Origin of the sequence: Paenibacillus sp. NPDC058898, assembly GCF_049316025.1 — a bacterium.
Lineage (GTDB): Bacteria > Bacillota > Bacilli > Paenibacillales > Paenibacillaceae > Paenibacillus_AQ.
Window position 1 is genome coordinate 473399 of record NZ_JBMOSM010000001.1, and the last position, 21779, is coordinate 495177.

Annotated in this window: 26 protein-coding genes and 1 pseudogene; 2 read left to right on the forward strand and 25 right to left on the reverse strand. The window is 42.8% G+C overall.

All coding sequences use genetic code 11. The features are described 5' to 3' along the window. Nucleotides 1-323: 323 nt before the first annotated feature. From ACOZB4_RS01975 to ACOZB4_RS02080, 22 genes and pseudogenes are all read right to left on the reverse strand, one after another. A complete protein-coding gene (locus ACOZB4_RS01975) occupies nucleotides 324-767 on the reverse strand; it encodes an IS3 family transposase (RefSeq protein WP_379405492.1) in 444 nt (147 codons plus the stop codon). Continuing rightward, nucleotides 724-1017, reverse strand: coding sequence for an IS3 family transposase (locus tag ACOZB4_RS01980; protein ID WP_379405494.1), 294 nt, complete (start codon nucleotides 1015-1017; stop codon nucleotides 724-726). The genes ACOZB4_RS01975 and ACOZB4_RS01980 overlap by 44 nt, the downstream gene beginning before the upstream one ends. A gap of 187 nt (nucleotides 1018-1204) precedes the next feature. Continuing rightward, complete coding sequence (locus tag ACOZB4_RS01985) at nucleotides 1205-1498, reverse strand: transposase (RefSeq protein ID WP_379405496.1); 294 nt, start codon at nucleotides 1496-1498, stop codon at nucleotides 1205-1207. 233 nt (nucleotides 1499-1731) lie between these two features. After that, the gene (locus tag ACOZB4_RS01990; protein WP_379405498.1) at nucleotides 1732-2319 is read right to left on the reverse strand and encodes a hypothetical protein; all 588 of its coding nucleotides are present in this window, start codon (nucleotides 2317-2319) and stop codon (nucleotides 1732-1734) included. Nucleotides 2320-2352: 33 nt separating this feature from the next. Then, nucleotides 2353-3045 (reverse strand): hypothetical protein, encoded by a 693-nt coding sequence (locus ACOZB4_RS01995; protein ID WP_379405500.1) that lies wholly within the window; start codon nucleotides 3043-3045, stop codon nucleotides 2353-2355. A gap of 1025 nt (nucleotides 3046-4070) precedes the next feature. Further along, a complete protein-coding gene (locus tag ACOZB4_RS02000) occupies nucleotides 4071-4463 on the reverse strand; it encodes a hypothetical protein (RefSeq protein WP_379405502.1) in 393 nt (130 codons plus the stop codon). Between the two features lie 547 nt (nucleotides 4464-5010). Then, nucleotides 5011-5238 (reverse strand): hypothetical protein, encoded by a 228-nt coding sequence (locus tag ACOZB4_RS02005; protein ID WP_422759455.1) that lies wholly within the window; start codon nucleotides 5236-5238, stop codon nucleotides 5011-5013. Nucleotides 5239-5403: 165 nt separating this feature from the next. Then, entirely contained in the window at nucleotides 5404-5643 is a 240-nt protein-coding gene (locus ACOZB4_RS02010) for an S-layer homology domain-containing protein (protein WP_379405504.1), read from the reverse strand. Beyond that, the gene (locus ACOZB4_RS02015; protein ID WP_379405506.1) at nucleotides 5579-6130 is read right to left on the reverse strand and encodes an S-layer homology domain-containing protein; all 552 of its coding nucleotides are present in this window, start codon (nucleotides 6128-6130) and stop codon (nucleotides 5579-5581) included. Before ACOZB4_RS02015 ends, ACOZB4_RS02010 begins: the two co-directional genes overlap by 65 nt. A 144-nt stretch (nucleotides 6131-6274) precedes the next feature. Further along, nucleotides 6275-6991: a hypothetical protein gene (locus tag ACOZB4_RS02020; RefSeq protein WP_422759456.1), complete on the reverse strand. Its 717-nt coding sequence runs from the start codon at nucleotides 6989-6991 to the stop codon at nucleotides 6275-6277. A 116-nt stretch (nucleotides 6992-7107) separates the two neighbouring features. Continuing rightward, entirely contained in the window at nucleotides 7108-8490 is a 1383-nt protein-coding gene (locus ACOZB4_RS02025) for a sensor histidine kinase (protein ID WP_379405510.1), read from the reverse strand. Between the two features lie 41 nt (nucleotides 8491-8531). Beyond that, complete coding sequence (locus ACOZB4_RS02030) at nucleotides 8532-9239, reverse strand: response regulator transcription factor (RefSeq protein WP_379405512.1); 708 nt, start codon at nucleotides 9237-9239, stop codon at nucleotides 8532-8534. Between the two features lie 507 nt (nucleotides 9240-9746). Continuing rightward, nucleotides 9747-10166: an arsenate reductase (thioredoxin) gene (arsC, locus tag ACOZB4_RS02035; RefSeq protein ID WP_028407113.1), complete on the reverse strand. Its 420-nt coding sequence runs from the start codon at nucleotides 10164-10166 to the stop codon at nucleotides 9747-9749. A 27-nt stretch (nucleotides 10167-10193) separates the two neighbouring features. After that, nucleotides 10194-11489: an arsenic transporter gene (locus ACOZB4_RS02040; protein ID WP_332296697.1), complete on the reverse strand. Its 1296-nt coding sequence runs from the start codon at nucleotides 11487-11489 to the stop codon at nucleotides 10194-10196. A 119-nt stretch (nucleotides 11490-11608) separates the two neighbouring features. Next, nucleotides 11609-11932 (reverse strand): metalloregulator ArsR/SmtB family transcription factor, encoded by a 324-nt coding sequence (locus ACOZB4_RS02045; protein WP_339264728.1) that lies wholly within the window; start codon nucleotides 11930-11932, stop codon nucleotides 11609-11611. Nucleotides 11933-12185: 253 nt separating this feature from the next. Next, nucleotides 12186-14513: a bifunctional glutamate--cysteine ligase GshA/glutathione synthetase GshB gene (gene gshAB, locus ACOZB4_RS02050; protein ID WP_379405515.1), complete on the reverse strand. Its 2328-nt coding sequence runs from the start codon at nucleotides 14511-14513 to the stop codon at nucleotides 12186-12188. 28 nt (nucleotides 14514-14541) lie between these two features. Continuing rightward, nucleotides 14542-15885 (reverse strand): MATE family efflux transporter, encoded by a 1344-nt coding sequence (locus ACOZB4_RS02055; protein WP_379405517.1) that lies wholly within the window; start codon nucleotides 15883-15885, stop codon nucleotides 14542-14544. A gap of 153 nt (nucleotides 15886-16038) precedes the next feature. After that, nucleotides 16039-16389 carry an NAD(P)/FAD-dependent oxidoreductase gene (locus tag ACOZB4_RS02060; protein ID WP_379405641.1) on the reverse strand — a complete coding sequence of 117 codons (351 nt, stop codon included), beginning with the start codon at nucleotides 16387-16389 and terminating at the stop codon, nucleotides 16039-16041. Between the two features lies 1 nt (nucleotide 16390). After that, entirely contained in the window at nucleotides 16391-16525 is a 135-nt protein-coding gene (locus tag ACOZB4_RS02065) for an NAD-binding protein (protein ID WP_379405519.1), read from the reverse strand. Further along, on the reverse strand, nucleotides 16483-16746 hold the full coding sequence (locus ACOZB4_RS02070; RefSeq protein WP_379405521.1) for an NAD(P)/FAD-dependent oxidoreductase: 264 nt from the start codon (nucleotides 16744-16746) through the stop codon (nucleotides 16483-16485). The genes ACOZB4_RS02065 and ACOZB4_RS02070 overlap by 43 nt, the downstream gene beginning before the upstream one ends. Before the next feature lie 68 nt (nucleotides 16747-16814). Next, nucleotides 16815-18221 carry an NAD(P)-binding domain-containing protein gene (locus tag ACOZB4_RS02075; RefSeq protein ID WP_379405523.1) on the reverse strand — a complete coding sequence of 469 codons (1407 nt, stop codon included), beginning with the start codon at nucleotides 18219-18221 and terminating at the stop codon, nucleotides 16815-16817. Between the two features lie 211 nt (nucleotides 18222-18432). Next, nucleotides 18433-18642 (reverse strand): annotated as a pseudogene (locus tag ACOZB4_RS02080) (ArsR family transcriptional regulator); the annotation flags it as partial. Nucleotides 18643-18720: 78 nt separating this feature from the next. Between ACOZB4_RS02080 and ACOZB4_RS02085 the strand changes: the two are divergent. Both ACOZB4_RS02085 and ACOZB4_RS02090 read left to right on the forward strand, forming a co-directional pair. Further along, nucleotides 18721-19173, forward strand: a complete 453-nt coding sequence (locus ACOZB4_RS02085; RefSeq protein ID WP_422759457.1) for a MarR family winged helix-turn-helix transcriptional regulator — start codon at nucleotides 18721-18723, stop codon at nucleotides 19171-19173. A gap of 71 nt (nucleotides 19174-19244) precedes the next feature. After that, entirely contained in the window at nucleotides 19245-19739 is a 495-nt protein-coding gene (locus ACOZB4_RS02090) for an arsinothricin resistance N-acetyltransferase ArsN1 family A (RefSeq protein ID WP_379405528.1), read from the forward strand. A 402-nt stretch (nucleotides 19740-20141) separates the two neighbouring features. Here ACOZB4_RS02090 and ACOZB4_RS02095 read toward each other — a convergent pair whose 3' ends face one another. The 3 genes from ACOZB4_RS02095 to ACOZB4_RS02105 form a co-directional block, all read right to left on the reverse strand. Then, complete coding sequence (locus ACOZB4_RS02095; protein WP_379405530.1) at nucleotides 20142-21020, reverse strand: PhzF family phenazine biosynthesis protein; 879 nt, start codon at nucleotides 21018-21020, stop codon at nucleotides 20142-20144. Between the two features lie 164 nt (nucleotides 21021-21184). Further along, nucleotides 21185-21277, reverse strand: coding sequence for a winged helix-turn-helix transcriptional regulator (locus ACOZB4_RS02100; protein WP_379405532.1), 93 nt, complete (start codon nucleotides 21275-21277; stop codon nucleotides 21185-21187). A 128-nt stretch (nucleotides 21278-21405) separates the two neighbouring features. Continuing rightward, nucleotides 21406-21753, reverse strand: coding sequence for a MerR family transcriptional regulator (locus ACOZB4_RS02105; protein ID WP_422759474.1), 348 nt, complete (start codon nucleotides 21751-21753; stop codon nucleotides 21406-21408). Nucleotides 21754-21779 lie beyond the last annotated feature (26 nt).

A 21779-nucleotide genomic window follows, 5' to 3' on the forward strand; every position in this document is an offset into this window, starting at 1 on the left:
GTCCGATCTCTTTGATATATTGTGTCACAACTCATTGAATTCAGCATCAACACTAGTATCTTCGATCCAATTAGTAAGTGTATATTACATAGTATTTTGTACATATGCCTTTGTCACCGGACAGCAGCTTCTTATTAGTTTAATAAAAGAGCGTCTGCCGCCGTCGATGAAATTATATCGGGAATGTAACCATATTCTTGTCATCAGTCGGGAATGTTATCAAGTTCTTGTCATTGTGTTTTGACAAGAACTTGATAACATAAATATAAGAAGCCGCTTAATTGAACTTAACCCTGTCAAGTAGACAGCCTAAAAAAGCAGCCTTAAGCAACCCTAGTTCGGTACTCAACCGGACTAAGGTTGTTTAGTTTTTGTTGAAAACGTTCGTGGTTGTAAAAATGGATATATCGTTCAATCGCCTTAACGAGCTCTTTCTCGGTCGAGAAGGTGTCGAGTCGAAGACATTCTGACTTCAGGTGTCCAAAGAAGCTCTCGATACAAGCGTTATCCCAGCAGTTTCCCTTACGCGACATACTCGCTTTCATTTTCTTGCGCTTCAAAAAGGCATGGTACTCCTTGTGAGTATACTGGAAGCCTTGGTCGCTGTGGAGCAGCAGGTTGGTTACTTTGCGTTTATATACAGCTGCTTGTACGGTCTCCAGCACAAGCTTTAAATTGTTGTGGCGTCCAATCCGAAAGGCAACCACCTCGTTGTTATACAGGTCAAAAATAACCGACAGGTACAGAAAGCGAGAGCCGATTGGCAATATAGGTCACATCGGTGACCCATTTCGTATTGGGTGTTGTGGCGTTAAAATCCCGATTCAGTACATTGGTTGAGGTAATCCCGGCCTCCCGACGGCCAAAGTATTGCTTCCTTCGCCTAATACGCGCACGAATCCCCAGTTCTTTCATCAGCCGGTACACACGCTTATGGTTGACGTTCAAGCCAAAGGTTTTCTTTAGCCAGACGCGAACCCGTGGGTATCCGTAAATGCCCTTTAGCTGGTATGGCACTCTAGAATCTTCTCTTTCAGAGCCTGCTCTGCGATCTGTTTGGACGTTGGATTATTCTTTCTGGCTGCCCATTTGTAGTAACTACTTCGAGCAAATACCTGCCAGTTCACACAGCAAGGTCACGGGGTAGTTGCTAGTTAGCGCTTCGATGGCTTGATAGGTTTGACGTCGCTTTGCTCTTGCCCCTTTACAGTTCCCATAGCTTTTTTAGCAAGGCATTCTCCGCTCGCAGCCGCAGGACTTCTTCCTCCAAGGTTTTGGCCTTCTTCGGTCTCCCGTTCTTCGAACCCGTCGAGGTGCCTCTTTTTTCCTTGAGACCCTCAATTCCTCCTCGCTCGTAGTGAGCTACCCATCTTCGAACCATCCTATCATCGATGCCCAAGGTCTTGGCTACCGTCTTGTAGCCAAGACCTTCCTCCAGGAACATCGCAACAGCCTTGCGCTTAAATTCGATGTCATATGTCTTTCGTATTTCGCCCATGAAAAAAATCCCCTCCAAAGTAGACTTTAATGCGCTTTTTACACACTGTCTACTTAAAGGGGATAATATCAAATCAGCGGCTTCTAATTTTACTATGTTTTTGTCACCCGACACCCACAAAAAAAGGCCAGCCAGCAGATTCTGGCTAGCCTAATATCTGTCTCGAGTTTGGCTCGTTTTATACGTAAAACCTTCAAACAATCTGTTTTTTTCAAGATAAAATAATAAAATATTCAACTACCATTTATCGCTTCTTTTGCACCTGCAATATCCCTGCTTGTTGGTAAAGATGAGGTTCTATCAGAATACCCATACATTAATTTACCTTTATTGTTATCACTATACAAGTCATTTAAACCAATAGCATGACCTAATTCATGTGCTAAAGCTTCCGAATTTTTAGCCGGATCACGGCCTTTCATAACTGAGGTGTTCATTCCAATAGTCCAAGCATACAAGTGGCCATTCGAATCAGAATAATAATTAGCGAAGTAGGCAACAGTGCTAGTATTAGGATCTGCATATTTTATAATTCTTCCATTATTGGATTGTGTTTCAGTTTTTGATATTTTGACAACCCCAGTGTTAGTCCATCTTGATGCTCCATTATATACATAGCCAGCATATTCGGAATCTACACCTTGAAGATTATAAGTAAAACTTGAAGAGCCTTGATGATTATTACAATCAACAGAGAACCCAGAGGATTCACCGTTCGGGTGACAAGTGTTTGGAGATACATGCGCTTCTGTATAGGACAACGGAACAAAAGCTGACAATAATCCTACTACTAATACTGATTTAAGTATCATTTTCCCCATAAAAGTGGTCCCTCCAATTTAGTGTTTTGAATTTTAGTAATTGTTTGTTATTGATTTTATTTTTTCAATAAACTCTTCTTCAATGAGTATTTGAGTTGAAGTATTTTCTTCTAGTGTCGATATTTGATTGCTTTCAACATCTTTGAGTTCTTCATCAACATGACCTTGTTTTTCTACTAGATTGTTACTGATACTTTTATACATATTAGATTCCTCACCTAGTATCCAATAGAGATTAGGATATTCCTCAGCTACAGGACCTACAGCTTTTTTCAAAAAGAGTATATATTCTTCGTTTTCTTTAAATAACTCATTGCCATTAAACAAAACCTCACTATTCCCTTGTTGCATGATACTAATGGATTCTGAGTCCAGAGTTGGATCATCTTTTTGAGCACTTAGAATTTGGGTATTGAAAACACTTTTGGGAACAGGTTCAATAACTTCACCAATATTCCCAATTATTTTGACTTTGACAATTAAATCCGCCTTGTTAACTCCTTCTTCAAATGGATAAACCTCTAATTCTCCTCTGATAGTTTTTGGGTTAGAGGTTGTAGTGCTATCTAAATTGTCTGAATTAAAGGAAACATCATTTACTCGTACTTCAGTAGACTGAGCAAGCGTAGCTTCTACACTGCTATTACTTTCAAGCGAAGAATAGTAAATTACACCTCCAGCCAATAAAGGAATTGCAACAACAGATAACAACAACTTTTTATTCACAAGTCATCCTCCATTCAATTTTTTATTCATCATTATAGACGTTGATTACGCTGCAAAAGCTACAATATATAACAAAAAAATATATTAATTCTAGCTAAATTTATTTATTTTATGTTTTTCCTCACCATTGAGGCTTTTCTACGTACACTCAATATCGTCTTGAGTGTCAGCTCATTATGCTGCCGCGTAAAAATCTCATCACAGCCATATGATGCTTTTCATTGCTAATTCTGTAAACTGAGTAGCGCAGTGAATTTCAACAGCCTAATCCGCAAGGAGTTAAATGATGTTCTCGAAATGTTGATTAGGAACAACAAGTACATGTTCTTTATTGTTTGGCCAACATTTGCTCGCTATAAATGCCGTAATCTTATCATTCTGATAGATGATTTCCCATTGTTTTGATCCCAGATTAGGTTGATCGATGATCGATACCCCAAACATGACTAAATGGACATTCGTATCCCTCGGGCTCATGTGAAAATAAATGCTGTCATATTTCACATTTCTCCAACCAACTATGAGACGCAGGAACTTCTGTTCGTTGGGTTATTCTGCCCGTTAGTTAAACATTGATTTTGCCAAATAAGTCATTTCCTCTTTAGTAAAAACTTTGCTGTCATTTTCAATAAAAGTACCTTCCTGGACCAGCGTATCAATCCTCCTGCTTTATGGTTAGGCAATCGGTACAAGTTCTTGTCCTTGACTCGGGACAAGAACTTGTACCGATAAAACAAAAAAGCCGCTAAATTAGTGACTTTCAATGGGAGTATGTTTATGTCCCCCGACATACCATGACCAGCTTTAGCATATGTCGGAGAACAAGAACTTGTACCGTTCCTGACTACTTACAATTACGCGACTGTGACTGAGTGCGGAGAGATTATCACGATAGTTTAACGTAATAGGCTGTATCTCAGATTTTACTTTTATGCAGCCTTTCTTCCGTTCGAACTCAATCTGCTTTCTAAATACTCTATACGTCATCTGACACACCTTCCCTGAAATAACCGAATAACATTGAATCAGTCCTGCATTGCTTTCCTGACAGCAAACTCATTCACTTTGTGTTGGCATTCAAAGACCGAATCGATCAACCCCTGAAGCTCTTCAACGGAATAGTTAAAGTCTGTATTAGGGTTATCGAAATTTTGAAAGACCTTCCTTATGGCAATTTCATACTGAGCTGCCGCTCTTTCCAAATCCTCAATATCGTCTCGAACAAGGGGGTAAACCTTTTTGTATTGACCGAATCTGTTGTAGACACTTGCTTTAACCCGCTCAACGTCTCCATTAGAGTTGATTCCACCAAAGATTCTATGATCGTTGAAAAAGTGCTGATCCGAATATTTACGCAGTTTTCGATCATAACGGTACTTCTCAATTATCGCTCTGACTTCAGAAGTCATTTTCCCCAAAAGACTCATCCTCCCTCATTAAATCCATTTCCCACAACATACTATTAAGTGGAAATATAGACAAGCAAAATGGACTGCTTAGCTCTTCTCAGCAAGACTCGCCAAGAGTAGGAGCTGCAGGTCGAGCTTGTCCGTTTCCAAGCTCACAAAGGGCGGCAATACCCCCTCACTGGAGAGCCGCTTAAGGTGATAGTCTATCATCGATAACGAATAGGACGATTGTGCAGGTACTCGAATACCTTCTGCAAATCGTAGGATACCTCCTGCTATTCTCAACCACGCTTTAAAGTAATTGTCGCTAAACTTAGTCACTATTTTTTTAAGTACCCAGAATAAACTGTTTGGATGGATACCTCCCGATACACTCATTTGATGTCTGACAATTTGGTCTGCAAAGTACTCCAAAAGATCCCTTATAATTAATGGTGATCTATAAAAAGAGTTATGTGTATCGGCTACCGCCATGTAGATAAGCCAATCAATCAGTTGGCTGCCAACTTGTATCCATTCTATGAACCTGTGGCAATGGTTATCTAACGTAAAAAACCTAACAGTAGATATCCATGCTGTGCTCCACCGCTGCGCTAACTAAACCCCGGTGGAGCCTAGCAGCTCCGACTTCGCATAGATTGCCGCCGAGCAGCTTTGCGCGGATTTCGTCGGGACGACGTTGTCCGGCTATACACCGCATAGCCCTCGGTCCGAAGGCCCCGACCTGGAGCTCGTCCGGCGGCTGAGATAAGCGCAGCGCGTACCGTTCGTCGCGAAAAGGCATCGGGACGCCCAAGGAAGCGGCGTCGGCCATGCGCGACGGGGTGGCTTACCGGTTCATCCGTCCATTTACGAAGTTTTATTCTGTATCGTCGAAAAAGCACACCCCGGGCGCGTTGCCGCGCTAATCGGAATGTGCTTAAATCAATTGTTCCCGCGTCTACTACTGCTACTGCCCCTCGATTAATTGAAGAACGCGATACAAGAACGTCGCCGTTTCAGCCCTGCTGGTCGTACTCTTCGGCTTCATATAGCCGTTAGAGCCCGTAACCAGCCCATACTCGAACATCGTTGCCACGCTGTCCGCAGCATATGGTGCAATCTGGCTCGCATCACGGAAGCCCTCAACCGTTGAACCGGATGCGGACGGCTTTATTGCCCCCGTCGTTTGCAGCGCTCGGGTCAGCATAACCATAGATAGCATCCTGGCGGCTGGTTGAATCACGAGGAGCGAAGTTAACTTCGTTCACTCCCGAAGCGATTCCCAATTGCTTGGCGATGGACACCGCATCGTAGTAATAATCATTCGGCTTCACATCGGCGAACGTCGAGGCGATTTCGGCACGCAGGTCAAGCATGTTCACCAGCATCAAGATAAAATCAGCTCGCGTTACCTGATTTGCGGGGCTGAAAGTGCCCTTTTCGATCGAGGTGCTGTTGACGATGCCTCTTTCGGCCAGCTTCTCGATCGCCTCGCGCGCCCATTCATGCTTGCCAAGGTCGGTAAATGCAGCCGGATTCTTGCTGTCGATAGCATAGACGCCGACATGGTCGATGTAGAATCGCAGCATATCCTTGTCTTTGTCATAAGACGCGCCATTAATTGCCGCCGCGCTGTCGCCCATCAGCTCGAAAGCTTGCAGATCAACAGCTTGCTCCGCGTTCGACGACTTCAATTGTCTAAGTTTTTTTAAGAGAAAACCTGTCAGCTCGATACCATTCTATAAACGAGTCTATAACGAGAAAATACCTACCCCTCTCCCCGGGCAGGTATTAAAGGTGAATCGTATGAATGGCTTACCAACATCGATCATTAAATATTAGTCCAGAAGGCTGTAGATCTGAATGCTCTCCACCTTGGCATCCTTGATATGAAACGACATCACATCCACATAATTGGATGGCTCGTAACGGAAGTCATCCTCCTCATTAGGGGCTCCATCACCAAGCAGTTTCCCCTCAGGGTAGGCGTTTTTGAGTGTATCCAGGCTATCTCCTGCTTTAATGTTTCGCACTGTCACGTACTTAGGATCTGTAATTTCGATATGAAAGATGGAGTCTTGTTTCCCCTCCGGTATACTGATTGTTTTAATCTCCAGACCAGGATACGTATACACCTTTTCTGTAAAACCGATTAACGTATCCATGTTTGTTCCATCGCCGGCACTGTACGTATGAGATTTCAGGTTATCCGGTTTGCCCAGCATCTGTTCCATCTGATCTTCATTCGCTGTATCCGAAATCGCAATGGTGTGCTCATTATAGACAAAAGCAAGCTCCTTCAGCACCACATTGCCTTCCTTCTCCATCGAACCTTCCTTAATAGCTTCAGCACTCTGTCCTTCCGAATTTTCTGAAGCAGGCGCAGTAGAATTTGATGCTCCTTCGCCTTTGGCCTGTTCGTCGGGCGTGTTTTTTTCAGCCGAGTTCTGCGCTGCTTCTGGCGACTTGGCACCATTGGACAGACAGCCCGTCAGTGCCATCGTTAGTAAAATACTCAGCAGGATAACAGCTGTAGCTTTGTTTATCAATTTCATCATGATCCCTCCATAAATGTGTGATTTCTTCTTATGAAGTGATTATAAAAAAAGCATTTGTTAGTCTAATAACAGAATTGTATCAATCTTGTAACGTTAACTATTTACACGCGTGATTACGCACGGGGTAACACAATCGTAACGGTCGTTCCTTCCCCGATTTGACTTTCCATGTCGATATATCCATTAAACCGCTCTACAATCTCTTTGCAAATAGAAAGTCCAAGACCTGAACCGTTCGCTGTGCTTGCATTTTTCGCCCGGTAAAAGCGTTCCTGCACTCTCTCCAGCTCATCACCCGCGATACCGATACCTTGATCACGTATCCGTATAACGACCTCGCTTGGCGTATGTTCCAACTTCAATTCGATTAGCGATGGACTGCCTGAATATTTGATGGCATTGTCCACAAGGTTGGCGATCGCATGCGACATCAGCATTGGATTCACGTTGGCGTGGACTCTCGTCAGAAGCTTATCCTCCGGTTCCGCTTCCGCCTCCCTGAACAGAATCTCGATTCCTTTATCTTTGGCCTTGGCACCCATACTCGTTGCGACTTGCTGAATCAGTTCGTTCATTTCTATCTTCTCGACTTCCAGTTCGTTAGAACCAGCCTTGTCGAATCGGGATAGCAACAACAGTTCATTAATCAAGCGCGTCAGCCGATCCGATTCCTGCAGCAGATGAGCATAGATTTTTTGCAGCTCCTTGTTCTCGTTCTCCCCTTCATACAAGTATTGAGAGAAACCACGAATTGCTGCCAATGGTGTTTTTAACTCGTGAGATACGTTGGAGACAAATTGTTTCTGGTACTGAATGTAATCATGAAGCTGCCGCCACATGGAATCCAGCCCATCTGCCAGCATGCCCAGCTCATCCTTCCGGTTTAGATGAACTCTCCGAAACTCCTGTCTAGAGAAACTTTGCGCAGCGCCAAGCAACAGCTTAATCGGCTTGGTTGTGCTCTTGGCAATCCACAGACTGGATAACGTAATCAGTACAATAAATCCGCCTGCACCCGCAAACAGGATATAACGGATTTGATCCATAATCGCATAAAAGTAGGAAATGTCCTCCACGAACTCATACACATAAGCGTTTTGGTAGTATTGATCCTGAATGGGAGTCGCAAAATAAAGCAAATGATCTTCCGTGACGGTGTAGGCATAACTGCCGCTCAGGGCTTTCTCAATATTCTTTTCAAAAATAAGAGGTTTGCCATCATTAATGATGATGCCATCCACAGCCAAGCCCAGCAACTGCTTGGAGCTGTCATAGATACGTACTTCCTTGCCGGAAGCTTTCAGCTTCTCCAGAGCAAGTCTGACAATTTCCTTGGTCTGGGGCTCTCCTGACGATGACCTATGCTGTGCCAACACCTCACGGAAGGACAACTCGGATAGATCTGCCTTCTCCATCATCTGTTTTTCAATGGTAATGAAGCTGTAGTAATCGATGGCTTTATTCACTGCAAAAATGATGATGCCAAAGGACAGCACGGAGAAAAATAAATAATTCAGCAGTAAACGGGTTGCATACTTCAGGCCTCGCCACCTCCAAGTTGATAGCCAAATCCGTAGATCGTCCTGACATACTTCGGTTCGTCCGCGTTATCCTCCAGCTTCTTCCGTAATCGCATGATGGTCATATCCACACTGCGACTGTCTCCCATAAAGTCATATCCCCATCCGATCTGCAGCAGCTCATCCCGGGTAAAGATTTTGTCTGGCCTTTTGAGTAACGTTTCCAGAATTTTAAACTCTTTGGCCGTTAAAGACACGGGTACACCGTTTTTCAGCACCCTTCGGCTTTCCAGATCAAATGTCAGCTCTTCATGAATGATGCGTGTAGATTTCACTTCTGTTCCTTCACTTGATTCCTCCTTGCTCTCGTTTCTTCTCAGAATCGCCTTGATCCGAGCGAGCAATTCACGATTGTCAAAGGGTTTGGTCATGTAATCTTCCGCCCCTAGCTCTAGTCCCAACACCTTGTCGATTACCTCATTTTTGGCAGAGAGCATGATCACAGGAACGGCACGTTTCCCGGTGATTTCCTTGCACAGGTCATATCCGGAGCAGTCAGGCAGCATCAAGTCAAGCACCACCAGGTCCGGCCCAAAAGCATCCAGCAGCTGCAGGGCTGTTTTACCGTTTTCAGCCGTTTGAACGACGTAGTTTTCTCTTCTCAGTACGAGCTCAATTAAATCTCTGATTGCGACTTCATCGTCAATGACAAGTATTTTCTTCAATGTGCACCCCTTCTAGCCTTGTTCCCCAGCTTGAATCATAATTTACCCTCATCTTAGCACAGACACTTTAGATTCCTCCACCAACTGATTCCACTGAGCCCAACATAACTTGTAATAAACCCGAAGAAAGGAGAACAATCCATGGATCTGCTCCGGGTACTCATTGTTGGTGGACTTATTGGCTGGTTAAGCGGCAACTTGTCTTGGTGAAGAGATCGTAAGGTACCTTAAACGAAAAAAAGCACCTCTCTCGAGATGCAAACGAATCTACAATATATTCAATCTGTTGGAACGTAACCATATCAACCATTCACCGTTACTTGTGGTATCGGCTCATGTTCCTGTCCTTTACAGCAATCGGTACAAGTTCTTGTCCTCGACTCGGGACAAGAACTTGTACCGATAAAACAAAAAAGCCGCTAAATTAGCGACTTTGAATGGTACCATTTTCTTGTCCCTCGACAAATGTATTCCGAGAATAGCTCCCGGCTCCTACATCCTGTTTTATTACTCTCCGGTTTCAGCGAACTTTTGAATACGCTCGCCGATTTGATCGCGAACGCGCTGAAATACAGCCCATTTTTCTTCGTCGGTACCCTGAGCCTTGGCAGGATCGTCAAATCCCCAGTGCTCACGGCGAACATGAGGAGGTGTCATTGGACAACGATCGGCAGCATCACCGCACAGGGTGACCACCAGGTCGGATTGATTCAACAACACCGGATCAATGATATCCGAAGTTTGGTTCGAAATATCGATCCCCACCTCGTTCATTGCTTTGACCGCATTCGGGTTTAGGCCATGAGCTTCGATGCCGGCGCTGTAGACATTCCAATCATCACCCAGATGTTTTTTGGCCCACCCTTCAGCCATTTGGCTGCGGCAAGAGTTGCCTGTGCACAAGAAGTACAATGTCTTTTTTTCCATCATCGTTTCTCTCCCTTATCACTTGAATTAAAGTATGGTTAGCCAGATATATAATCCTAAAAGGGTTATAAATAACGTTGGGATGGTCAATATAATCCCTGTCTTAAAGTAAGTCCCCCAGCTTATCTTCACGCCTTTGGTCGAAAGGACATGCAGCCAAAGCAAGGTTGCCAGTGAACCAATCGGTGTAATTTTGGGACCTAAATCGGAACCAATCACATTCGCATAAATTAAGGCCTCTTTAATGGCAGCCGACGTGTTTGTCGCATCGATTGCGAGTGCATCTATCATGACGGTCGGCATATTGTTCATGATGGATGAAATAATCGCTGCAATGAAGCCCATCCCCATGGTCGCAGCAAAAAGTCCTTGATCCGCTACGCTCTGTATGACGCTGGCCAGAAGATCTGTAAGACCGGCGTTACGTAAGCCATAAACCACAACATACATACCGATCGAGAAAAATACGATCGCCCACGGAGCCCCTTTGAGTACTTCTTTGGTTTGCACAGCCGGACTTTTTCTCGCCATCAACAGGAAGAATATCGCGATAACACCAGCTACGATCGATACGGGGATACCCACAAATTCACACACAAAGTAACCGATCAGCAGCACGCTCAATACGATCCATGATAAACGGAACATCTTAGGATCTTGAATTGCCGTTGAGGGCTCTTTAAGCTGCGTCCCATCGAACTTTCGCGGGATGCTCTTGCGGAAAAACAAATAAAGCACAAGGATACTAGCTACTAATGAGAACAGATTGGGAACCAACATACGACTGGCGTATTCGATAAACGTAATTCCGAAGAAATCAGCCGATACGATATTCACCAGGTTGCTGACTACAAGTGGTAGCGAAGTTGTATCCGCAATAAAACCACTTGCGATGATAAAAGGAAATACCTTCTTCTCGTCAAAATTCAGCGCTCGTACCATGGCAAGCACAATCGGAGTTAAGATTAGAGCCGCACCATCGTTTGCGAAAAAGGCAGCGACAACAGCTCCAAGAACGGATACATAGACAAACATCCGGATACCGTTTCCTCGAGCAGCATTCGCCATATGTAAGGCGGCCCACTCGAACAAACCGATTTTATCCAAGATCAATGAAATGATAATGATCGCGACAAAGGCGAGCGTTGCATTCCATACGATCTGGGTGACATCCCATACATCCTGAAAGTCAACGACTCCCACAAGCAGCGCCAAGACAGCACCACCACAGGCAGACCATCCAATGGATAGATTTTTAGGCTGCCAAATGACAAAAACTAAGGTAACAAGAAAAATGATGCTAGCCAGGACAACAGAAACCAATGTTCAAACCTCCAATTATGCGATAACTTAAATACAGTAATAATCAATATATAACTATATCCTTATATAATGAACAGAGATCATATTTGCATCACTCAACCATATGCTAAATATTCCTGTTAATCACAGGCACAGTTAACTTCCTTATTCATGGATGACAGGACTTCTTGAGCACTTGGCATCTCATTTAACACGGCTTGGATATATGGCTTGTCATCAACATTCAAGGAATAATAAACCCATTGACCACGACGGGCTTCATTTACAATCCCCTGAGACTTAAGCTTTCTTAAGTGCTGGCTAATCGCTGGCTGAGACATGTCGAAAATATCTACAAATTCGCAAACACACCATTCTCTTTGCTTAAGAAGCGTTAACATAGTAAGCCTTGTTTTATCTCCAAGTAGTTTTAGCTTCTCGGCAATTTCGCTCATTTGCTCCAATAAGATTCACCCCATTCTTGTAAGATACCATCATAACCATATAATTTAATGCTTATATATTAATCGAAAAAGTGCTTGATTTCAAGTGTGTAGACGCTACTCCCAAAATTTCTCCTTAATCAACACCAGCATCCATCCTACCTGCAGTTTGTGATGGCTTGAACGATACTTTGGTTCTAACCGCAAGTAGGTTTTCCACAAATGCGGTAATAAAATCTAAGTCAGCATATTCGAATTTCCTCCCGTAATCGAACTAACCGAACAATAAATCCAGAATCTTTTCATTTGCCTTTCTGTTCTTTCCGATATAAGGGTAGCAGTGGATATGAATCGCTGGATTGAAGTTGATTTCTATGATGCTGTAATTGGTATCGGTTGCTTCTTCCTCTAAAGAATCAATCATCATATCCACACCACATATGGTCGCTCCTGCAGCTTTAGCTGATTGAATGGCAAGTTCCTTATAGCTGTTTGGCATTTCATCCGTAAAATCGATACTGTCTCCTCCCGTACTAATATTTGAATTTTCTCTCAGATAGATAACTTCCCCTAATTGGGGTATATCGTTCCAACCCATAGCATGGTTCTTTAAAAACATCTCTTCTGCTTCCCCTAACTGAATTTTCTCAAGGGGAGTCTTATACCCTTTACCTCTAAGTGGGTCTTTATTCTTCTCATGAACAAGCTGTTCGATCGTGTGGATACCGTCACCAACGACATTTGCAGGGACACGATGCAGTACCCCTACAACCTGATCCCCCATGACCAGAAAGCGATATTCCTTGCCTGTCATAAATTCCTCAAGTAGCACCGTTTGATCGTGAGTAAAGGCTATTTCAAACGCTTTTTTCATATCCTCTCTCGAATAATCTTGATTGAAGATCGTAATGCCCAACCCAAAATTGGTTGATTTGGGTTTTATCACAATGGGAGTACCGCGATATGTTTCATAGGTGGACATTGCTTCATCCAAGCTCTGAAACGCTTCCCCTGACGGTACACGAATTCCATGTTGTTTGAGAACTTCTTTCGTAACCACCTTATTTTCCATAATTAACACCGTACTATAGGAATCCAAGGAAGTTTTCGTTGCTTGCTTCACATACTCTTTATGAGTACCTTTTGATAGTAATACAAAATTCTCATCCCGATCCATCCACTTAAAGCGTATGCCTCGTTTCACCGCTGCCTTTAAGAGAAGTTGGGTTGATAATTCGAGATCCTCATACCCTGCAAAACGGTATCCATTTTGAATACTGTTCTGAGCGTATGTTTTCGCTTTTTCCAAATGGTATGTCAGATAGGATGATTTTTGAATCTCGGACTTCACCCTAGATGCAACATTCAACTCGGTATGAAGAATCTTTTGCTTTTCACTGTCCAGAATGTGCTGGTAATCCTCATTCTTAGGAAACAAAAGCTGCACCATATCCTTCATCTCATCGATAACAGCGAGTGCCATTTCCTCCATCGTGAACTGACTATATTCAGGCTCGTTTAAATAGCCTTTTATACCCTCCATAATCACCTGATCTTGGTTTACATCAGCTATCCTTTGGTCTTCCTCATGGAAGGATTCATCTACTTTAAGCAGCATAAAGAGAATAAACAAATGTATAAAGTGCATCATTTCTTTACTTATTCCAATCTTATGAAGTGGATTAATATCCATAAATCGAAGCTCTAAGTATGCTACTCCATCTTCCACAAGCTCTTGGCACGGATTGATCCCCTTAGCGGTTTTTAAGCGAACGGGGCTGTAAAATTCCTTTACGCTCAGTAACTCATTCTGTTGAATCAGCCTGTTTAAGTCATGAACATACTCTTTGGCCGAATGAAAAGAAACATAATACGATTTTTCGTTCCGATAGCCACACATACTGTTCCGAAGTGAATTCATAATCGGAAAATAATAACTTTTATTATCATGGGAATCCGCCAAGTTAACACATTGCTCCATATAGGTATTATCAAAAACAGGACTTGCTCCTGTTAGATAGATGAGCAGCCATCGATACCTCATCAAGTTACGGGCTACTTTAAAATAAATCACATCTTTGAACTCCTTAAAGTCTTTGTGCCGCGCCTGAGTATCATATAGTTTTGTAAGAAATTTCTCATCAAACGAGAAATTATAGTGAATTCCGCTTAACAATTGTCTTTTACGACCATACTTATCCGCCAATTCACTTCGATAGTCGTCTGCGATGGGATCACTCATTTTGGCAATAGGAATTTCGTTCTCTGCGGGTAGCATGGGAGGATTACTGCTTGGCCACAAATACTCCCCTTCCAATTCGACAGAAACAATGTCTTGCAAAGCTTCCATGAAATCATAAGTTTCTTCAATCGACTCAAAGGCGGGAGTTATCATCTCGATTTGACTCTCTGAGAAATCTGTTTGAATGTAGGGGTTATCCGTCTTGCTTCCAAAAGCCTTCGGGTGGGGTGTCAGTGCAAGTTTTCCATCCTGATCGACCCGTACATTTTCTTTTTCTAAACCGAAATGACCTCGAAGTAGATCATTTTGAAGTGCATGGTCTATTACAACCTGTATAAGTTCACGATTCAACAAATTCATGTTTATGACCGTCCTTTGTCCTTGTTCATTATAAAATTGCAAGTGATTTATGAATACTTCGCAAAGACTTTCTAAACCAGATGACCAAAATGATGCCCTTAAAAACACTACTTAGCGTAATCGACATCCATACTCCATTTAAACCAAACGGTTCAGATAAGAGCAAAGCCAAGGGTATTCTTAGCGCCGTAAATAAAATACTGAAGATCGGCGGAATGTGTGTTTTACCAATACCGTTAAACGCACCTACGGTCATCAGTTCCATACACATGAACAATTGGGAGAAGCCGATAATTCGCATATAGTCCGTTCCGAGCTTTATACTCGTATCATCAGAAAGAAACAGCGAAAAGAGCTGCTGAGGAAATAAAATGAATACGAGCGAAATGAAAATGCCAAATATGGAGGTCAACAGCAACGCTTTTCGATAACCCTGCCGAATTCGATCCAATCGACGTGCTCCGTAATTTTGTCCGAAAAAGGCCGCGATAGCCCCTTGTAGACCACCGATCGTCATATAGGAGATCGATTCAATTTGAATGCCAACTTTTTGAACCGCAATGGCATCAGCCCCCCACCTTACAATAATTTTAGCAATAATGATCGAAATGATCGTAAAGGTAACTCGTTGAATCGTGATCGGAACTCCCAATCGGATAACTTCTTTCATAAGACGGCTGTTCCATACCGATTGCTTAGAGATAATTTTTAAGTTTTTCGTTTTAATGATAAACAACAAAGTCACTAATAAATTGGCCGTTAGTGTAGCAATAGCGGCCCCTGCAACTCCTAAACCTTCAAAACTGCCAACTCCATATATTAAAAATGGATCAAGAATAATATTCAAAATGAGACCCATTGAAAAAATATAAAATGGTTGTTTACTGTTTCCCATTGCATTCAAAACGGTTGCATATAAGGTGTTCAGAATTGAAAATAGGGTACCTACTATCGAAATCAATAGAAATTGCTTCGCCATCTGCTCAACTGTTTCACTTCCCAGATCGAAGAAACCGATAAGCTGGTCCTGTGTCAATATGATAAAAACCATGTAGAGCAGCCCTAATACAATAGACATGATAAATCCGTTTTTTACATAAGACTTAGCTTGTTCTCCCTGACCGGCTCCCATACTGTGTGAAACCTTGATGCCAGTACCAATCGTTATCATGGTCGATAACGCAATCGCTAAATTAATGAAGAAGCTTGCTGTGCCAATTGCAGCAACCGGACCGCTTCCTAGCCCTCCAACCCAAATCATATCCACAAGACCGTAGGTTGTAGATATAAAATTGGTTGCAATGATGGGAATCGTCAATTTCATTAAAGTAGACATAATAGGACCTTGGGTCAAATCATTGGTGCCCTGCATGATCTAATTGCTCCTTCTTGCTCTCATGTTAATGTAAAAACCGACCACAAAGGTCGGGGCAGAAAACGCTTGTGACTGAGTCAAGTTGTGCCTTATCGTTTTCTGTTCGAATTATCTTTTTTAGTGAAATTCAATTCATACATAAGCATACACTTATACATTAGCCAGATCTGTGACTGATTTTATAAATGCGGATTCTGCTTCTAAAAATCGTTCGCTATCTAGCGCCGCCATACATCCTGTACCTGCTGCTGTAATCGCCTGACGGTACTTCGGATCCTGTACGTCACCGCAAGCAAAAACCCCAGGAATGTTCGCTTCAGTTGTTCCAGGTTTCACGCGAATATATCCAACTGGATCGGTATCAATCTGTCCCTTCAAAAATGCAGTATTGGGCGTATGACCCGTCGCAATGAAAATTCCGTTGGTCTCGATGATTTCTTCATTTCCTGTTTTTATATCCTTGACGCGCAGTCCGGTAACTCCGCGATCATCTGCGATAATTTCAGTGGATTCTTTGCTTTATTTTAGGATTTTGTCTTGCACGTTCCTGCATAATCTTCGAAGCACGCAGTTCATCACGACGATGAACAATCGTTACCTTGGAAGCGAACTTCGTAAGGAAATTGGCTTCTTCCATGGCAGAATCTCCTCCACCCACGACAAGCACTTCTTTATTTCGGAAAAAGAAACCACGATTCCATCAACAAATCCAGGGAAATTCTCAACTTCTGTAGTTAATGTCAATTGGCCTCCCGGTTGTGGTCCTTCAATAACAAGCGGATTTAGATTAGCTCTAGCTAAATAAATAGCTGCTGTTAAACCTGCTGGACCCGTTCCTATAATGATTGATTTGTACATAACTCTTCACTCCTTTGTTTGGCTGAGCAGGGAGAATCTTGTCTTCCGGTTCTCCCCTTCTCTAATTTTTAATTGCAGCTCGTTTTAGCAGATGAAACCGGCATGCAACAATCATTGGCATTCGGCGCACTGCTAATACTACATACGCCGGTCTCTGGCAGCTCTAATTCAACCTTCGATGCAGCTTCCAGATCGCCATCCAGGTATGCTGCAATGGATCTGACCTGTTCGTAGCCCGTTGCCATAAGAAAGGTTGGAGCCCGGCCATAACTCTTCATGCCAACGAGATAAAAGTTCTTTTCTACATGGCGCAGCTCTTTTTCACCATGAGGTCTTACGGTTCCGCAGCTGTGTACATTGGGATCGATAAGGGGCGCGAGTGCTTCAACACTCTCCGTTGCAGGATCAATGCTAAGTCTAATCTCACTCAAGAATGAGAGATCCGGACGGCTTCCTGTATTTACGATAATCTCATCGATTTCTTGTATCTCCTTACTTTCACCATTTGCAGTCCCTTGGATGTGAATCCTTCCATCGTGTTTGGAAACCTTCTCGATCATAAATGGAGTAAACACTTGGACTTGGCCGACATCAATCAACTGATGAACGTGGCTTCCAAGTGCTCCTCGAGCCTCTAACTGGTCATTCTCTTCTCCACCGTAAGCTTCTTCCACCGATTTCTTTCTCATCACCCAAATAATTTCCGTATTCGGATCCGTTTCTTTGAGCTTGGCTAGATCCAGTAATGTGTTGATCGCAGAGTGCCCACCTCCTACGACTGCAACGCGTTTCCCTCTGTACTTCAGCTTTTGTTCGGCTGATAAATCTGGAATGCCATAATAAATGTGATCTTTCAGATCACGCTCTTCACGTGTCCATATCCCATCGGCATGCAGCGGATTCGACTGTCCCCATGTCCCGGAAGCATCAATGACTGCCCTAGCTTCAAAGCGTTCCGTGGAGTCGTTTGTTTCAACATAAAGTACGAATGGCACAGCTTCACGATTAGCCGATTTCATTTTGTCTGTATTCTTTTTCGATATGGAGATGACTTTGGAATTCAACATAATATAAGGTTCCAGTTCAGGTACCTTCGCCAAAGGTCCCAAATACTGATCGACAATCTCTTGACCGAATGGTAATTCTGTTAATACAGGGGGCTTCCATCCTTGCTTACGTAAAAGACGCTCAGCAGCTTTATCGATGTTATACTGCCATGGTGAAAAAAGGCGTACATGTCCCCATTGTAGAATGTTCTGACCAATGCTAGATCCGGCTTCAAAAAGGATGAATTTTTGTCCTCTCTCCACCAAGTGTGCTGCTGCTGCCAAACCAGTCGGGCCGGCGCCGATTATCGCTACCGGCAAGTTATGGTTATAGGACGCATGCTCCTCCTTCACCGTTTCTATCGTATTTAACGGTACTTGGGGTGCACAGCAAGAAGATGAGGCTACCTTAAATTTGATGTTTTTCATTAATAAGTCCTCCTAGTTTGTTATGCATCAATTTTTTTTGATTTATTAACTAAAAATTTTTTAACTAAAAATGAGCCACCTTACGTCCGGCGGTCTGCCAAAGTCAATCCTAGAATTCAGTTCATGCTATAAGTAAATTCTAATCTTATTATTTGCAAATTACAAGTATAAGTTTGATAAGAAAAAAATAATGAAGTTAAACCTTTGGACTTTATGAGCAGCATCCACTCTGTTTATCTTCCATCGTACGAAAAATGCAACATAATTCAGATGAAAGCAACCGGTTAACTACAGCATGATTTAACTCATAATAGCTCCAAGTCCCCCTCGTCTCGAGAGTGATCATCTGGGCATCGAGTAGGATTCTTAGGTGATACGAAAGCTTAGACTGAGACATTTCCATGATTTCCATCAGGTCACAAAATCTTATATGGATCCCGTGTTATATTTGCATGTTACAAATATGTGTTGTATAACTATGACAAGAGGTGATTCGAAAATGGAAAATGCTCGTGAGTTGTTTCAGATCATGACCCGAAGATTTGGTCTTCTAAATAAAACCTGCTGCAGTGTCGGAGGAAATGATGTCTCGTTAGTGCAAAGCCACATCTTATATGAGATTGACCGGCAGCACAACCCTTCAATGCAACAGATTGCAGAGACTCTAGGAACTGATATTACAACGTTTAGCAGACAAGTCCAATCCTTAATCAAAATGAATTTAGTGAAAAAAACTCAAGATCCACAGGACCGAAGGGTTTATACACTGGCTCTTACGACGGAAGGAAAGTTTATAGCGACTACCATTGATCAACAAATGAATGACTATCTGAACGAAGTGTTTTCGTACATGACCGAGTTTGAAAAAGAAACCGTGCTACACTCCGTCAAAATTTTTAACGATGCGATGGCTAAATCAAGTAAATGTTGTGCTCCCCTAACTAATGGATGAGTTGGTCGCTCATAGTTGAATATCAAGATATTTGTTTTGATACAAGTTAATATAGGGGGAACATTGATCTTATGAATAATGTCTCAATCAGAACAGCAGTCACTAAAGATGTACAGCGAATATTGCATATATATAATCAAGGTATTGAAGATCGCATTGCTACGTTAGAAGTAGACCTTAAAGATATTACATATATGCAGAGTTGGTACCTACAACACCAGGAACGTTACACAGTCATAGTTGCTGAATGTGGAGATGAAGTTATAGGCTGGGCTTCACTCAATCCTTACTCCCAGCGTTGTGCTTATGATGGTGTTGCTGACCTTTCAATTTATATCGACCGGTTATATCGAGGCAAAGGAATAGGTAGCAAACTGCTCACGCGTCTCGAAACGATTGCGAAGGAACATGATTTTTATAAGATCGTATTGTTCACCTTCCCGTTCAATCAAAATGGGCAAGGATTATATCGTAAGCATGACTACCGTGATGTAGGTGTTTTTGAAAACCAGGGCATTCTGGATGGAGAATTTGTGAATGTTAAGATCATGGAGAAGCTTCTGTAATTGAATTTTATTATAACGAGACCCTGAAGCCAAAAGCTACAGGGTCTCGTTACTGATTTTTTTCGCAAATACTGTGCTGCTTAATCTATTATGGGGAAAAATGTTGTTCCAACATGTAGTGGTCATGAACATTCCCTGGAATTTTTTGTACTGAGTGAGCAAGCTGTAATCCTAATGCGGCCATAACTCTAAGTTCCAAGTTCCGCATAACAAAAAATAAACCGGTCTAAGTTTGACTATGAAGATTAGAAATTATCTATACTCCAAAACCTTTGAGTACATTCCGACTTTATGCTTGAACGAGTCTGAGCCCCCTTCTAGATAATTGATAATATGTCTGGTTATAGTATCGTCATCCTTTGCCCCCGGTACGGTGGCTGCAAACAGGCTTTTTGATTCCGCTTATATCGTGATATGTCTTCGTTCAATGCCAACCACTGCACCGCCAACCCGAACCTGGTTGATTTCACCACTCTCGCTCAGGAGCAATCCCACCTTAATTTCAGAAGGACAATCCATCGAATACCCTTGCCTGAACTTGACGTGCTCCACTTCCCGCAAAGATCGTTGACCATGTTGGTACAAATAGCTGAGCAGGGCACCGTTGGATGTTCCTGTCGCGCTCTCCTCGGGAATATCGTACAGCGGCGCAAAATTCCGGCATTCCGCAGCAGCATCGTCTGGAGTATCCATCGTGAACAGATGATATCCAACCACATCATATTTTTCGCTGATGGCGGTTATGGTGTCAAAATTTGGCTGAACCTCATTCAAGAGCTTCCTGCTGCGGATCGGGATCAAAATGTCCCGCAGCCCCGTCGAAACAATCTGGATGGGCAACCCGGTTTCCAGATCCTCGGCATCCATCCCCAAAGATGGGGCGATTTCCTCACAGGATATCCTTTCAAGAAATTGTGGTAAAGCCTGTGACAAATAAACAAGACCCTTGGAGCTAATATCGACATCCAAAATCCCTGACTTGGTTTCTATCGTATAGGAGGTCCCTTCCTTTGCCAAACCCAGCGAATGCATTAGTCCAAATGCAGCAATCGTGGCGTGTCCGCACAGATCAACCTCGCTGGCGGGGGTGAAATAGCGGATTTTGTAATCCGCAAGCAAGGATTTTTCCATAAAAGCCGTCTCCGAAAAGCCCAATTCCTTCGCTATGAGCTGCATTTCGGCAGCATCCAGCGAAAGGCCATCCTCTAAGACAACGCCTGCTGGATTACCGCCACGCTCCCCTTTCGCAAACGCATTTAACGTATACACTTCCACATTCATGTTCCGTTCGTCCTCTCCTTATCTTCAAAAAACCGATGTGCGCAACAGCTCGTCCCACTCGCTGCCATGAAACGGATGTCAGGGCTCCCCCGCAATTTGGATTCAATAGTTGTCTTATCTCTTTCGTTTGAATCATCTGAAGTAATGGACTTTTCCCTATATTCTTAAAGATTCGATGATAGAGGAAAATTTTTTCCCTGTTCAGTTAGGGAATATTCTACATTTGGTGGCACAGTGTCATCCACCACCCTTTTCACGATTCCACCCGCTTCGAGTCAAAGTTAGGATTCGTTGTGAAATCCCAGGTATTAATCGTTGAAGTTCATTAAATCACAATTATGCCAAATACAAAGTCGCTAATTTAGCAACTTTGTATTTGGCATAATCAAATTTTGATGTTAGTTCGTTCAATCTGAGATTCTATTACATCATATAGAGCAAGTTTATAGTTTATTTTATCCAAGTTAAAATATAGTTCCCTTATGCTTTTCTCAATTTCTTTTTTATGATGGAGCATCATCATTTTTCGTTCCGAAATCGTCGAGTCCCCTTCTTTATACAAGTATACATACTTCTGAATTTGAGCAATCGGCATTCCTGTTGCTCTAAGCGCAGTAACGAAGCGTATCCAGCTTAAATCATCTTCGTCATATAACCGCTTCCCATTTTCATTTCTCTTCACATGTGGAAGCAGCCCCTCCTTTTCGTAATATCGTAGTGTGGGAGCCGCCATTCCTGTCAATTCAGTAACTTCCCTTA

What these genes read in the sequence shown, in the direction of transcription:
- ACOZB4_RS02020 (WP_422759456.1), bottom strand. Translation starts at nt 6,991, where the DNA reads ATGAAATTGATAAACAAAGCTACAGCTGTTATCCTGCTGAGTATTTTA.
- ACOZB4_RS02010 (WP_379405504.1), bottom strand. Translation starts at nt 5,643, where the DNA reads ATGCTGACCCGAGCGCTGCAAACGACGGGGGCAATAAAGCCGTCCGCA.
- ACOZB4_RS01985 (WP_379405496.1), bottom strand. Translation starts at nt 1,498, where the DNA reads ATGGGCGAAATACGAAAGACATATGACATCGAATTTAAGCGCAAGGCT.
- ACOZB4_RS02070 (WP_379405521.1), bottom strand. Translation starts at nt 16,746, where the DNA reads ATGTACAAATCAATCATTATAGGAACGGGTCCAGCAGGTTTAACAGCA.
- ACOZB4_RS02055 (WP_379405517.1), bottom strand. Translation starts at nt 15,885, where the DNA reads ATGCAGGGCACCAATGATTTGACCCAAGGTCCTATTATGTCTACTTTA.
- ACOZB4_RS02085 (WP_422759457.1), top strand. Translation starts at nt 18,721, where the DNA reads ATGGAAAATGCTCGTGAGTTGTTTCAGATCATGACCCGAAGATTTGGT.
- ACOZB4_RS02105 (WP_422759474.1), bottom strand. Translation starts at nt 21,753, where the DNA reads ATGGCGGCTCCCACACTACGATATTACGAAAAGGAGGGGCTGCTTCCA.
- gshAB (WP_379405515.1), bottom strand. Translation starts at nt 14,513, where the DNA reads ATGAATTTGTTGAATCGTGAACTTATACAGGTTGTAATAGACCATGCA.
- ACOZB4_RS02095 (WP_379405530.1), bottom strand. Translation starts at nt 21,020, where the DNA reads ATGAATGTGGAAGTGTATACGTTAAATGCGTTTGCGAAAGGGGAGCGT.
- arsC (WP_028407113.1), bottom strand. Translation starts at nt 10,166, where the DNA reads ATGGAAAAAAAGACATTGTACTTCTTGTGCACAGGCAACTCTTGCCGC.
- ACOZB4_RS02005 (WP_422759455.1), bottom strand. Translation starts at nt 5,238, where the DNA reads ATGCCTTTTCGCGACGAACGGTACGCGCTGCGCTTATCTCAGCCGCCG.
- ACOZB4_RS02075 (WP_379405523.1), bottom strand. Translation starts at nt 18,221, where the DNA reads ATGAAAAACATCAAATTTAAGGTAGCCTCATCTTCTTGCTGTGCACCC.
- ACOZB4_RS01990 (WP_379405498.1), bottom strand. Translation starts at nt 2,319, where the DNA reads ATGGGGAAAATGATACTTAAATCAGTATTAGTAGTAGGATTATTGTCA.
- ACOZB4_RS02065 (WP_379405519.1), bottom strand. Translation starts at nt 16,525, where the DNA reads ATGGAAGAAGCCAATTTCCTTACGAAGTTCGCTTCCAAGGTAACGATT.
- ACOZB4_RS02090 (WP_379405528.1), top strand. Translation starts at nt 19,245, where the DNA reads ATGAATAATGTCTCAATCAGAACAGCAGTCACTAAAGATGTACAGCGA.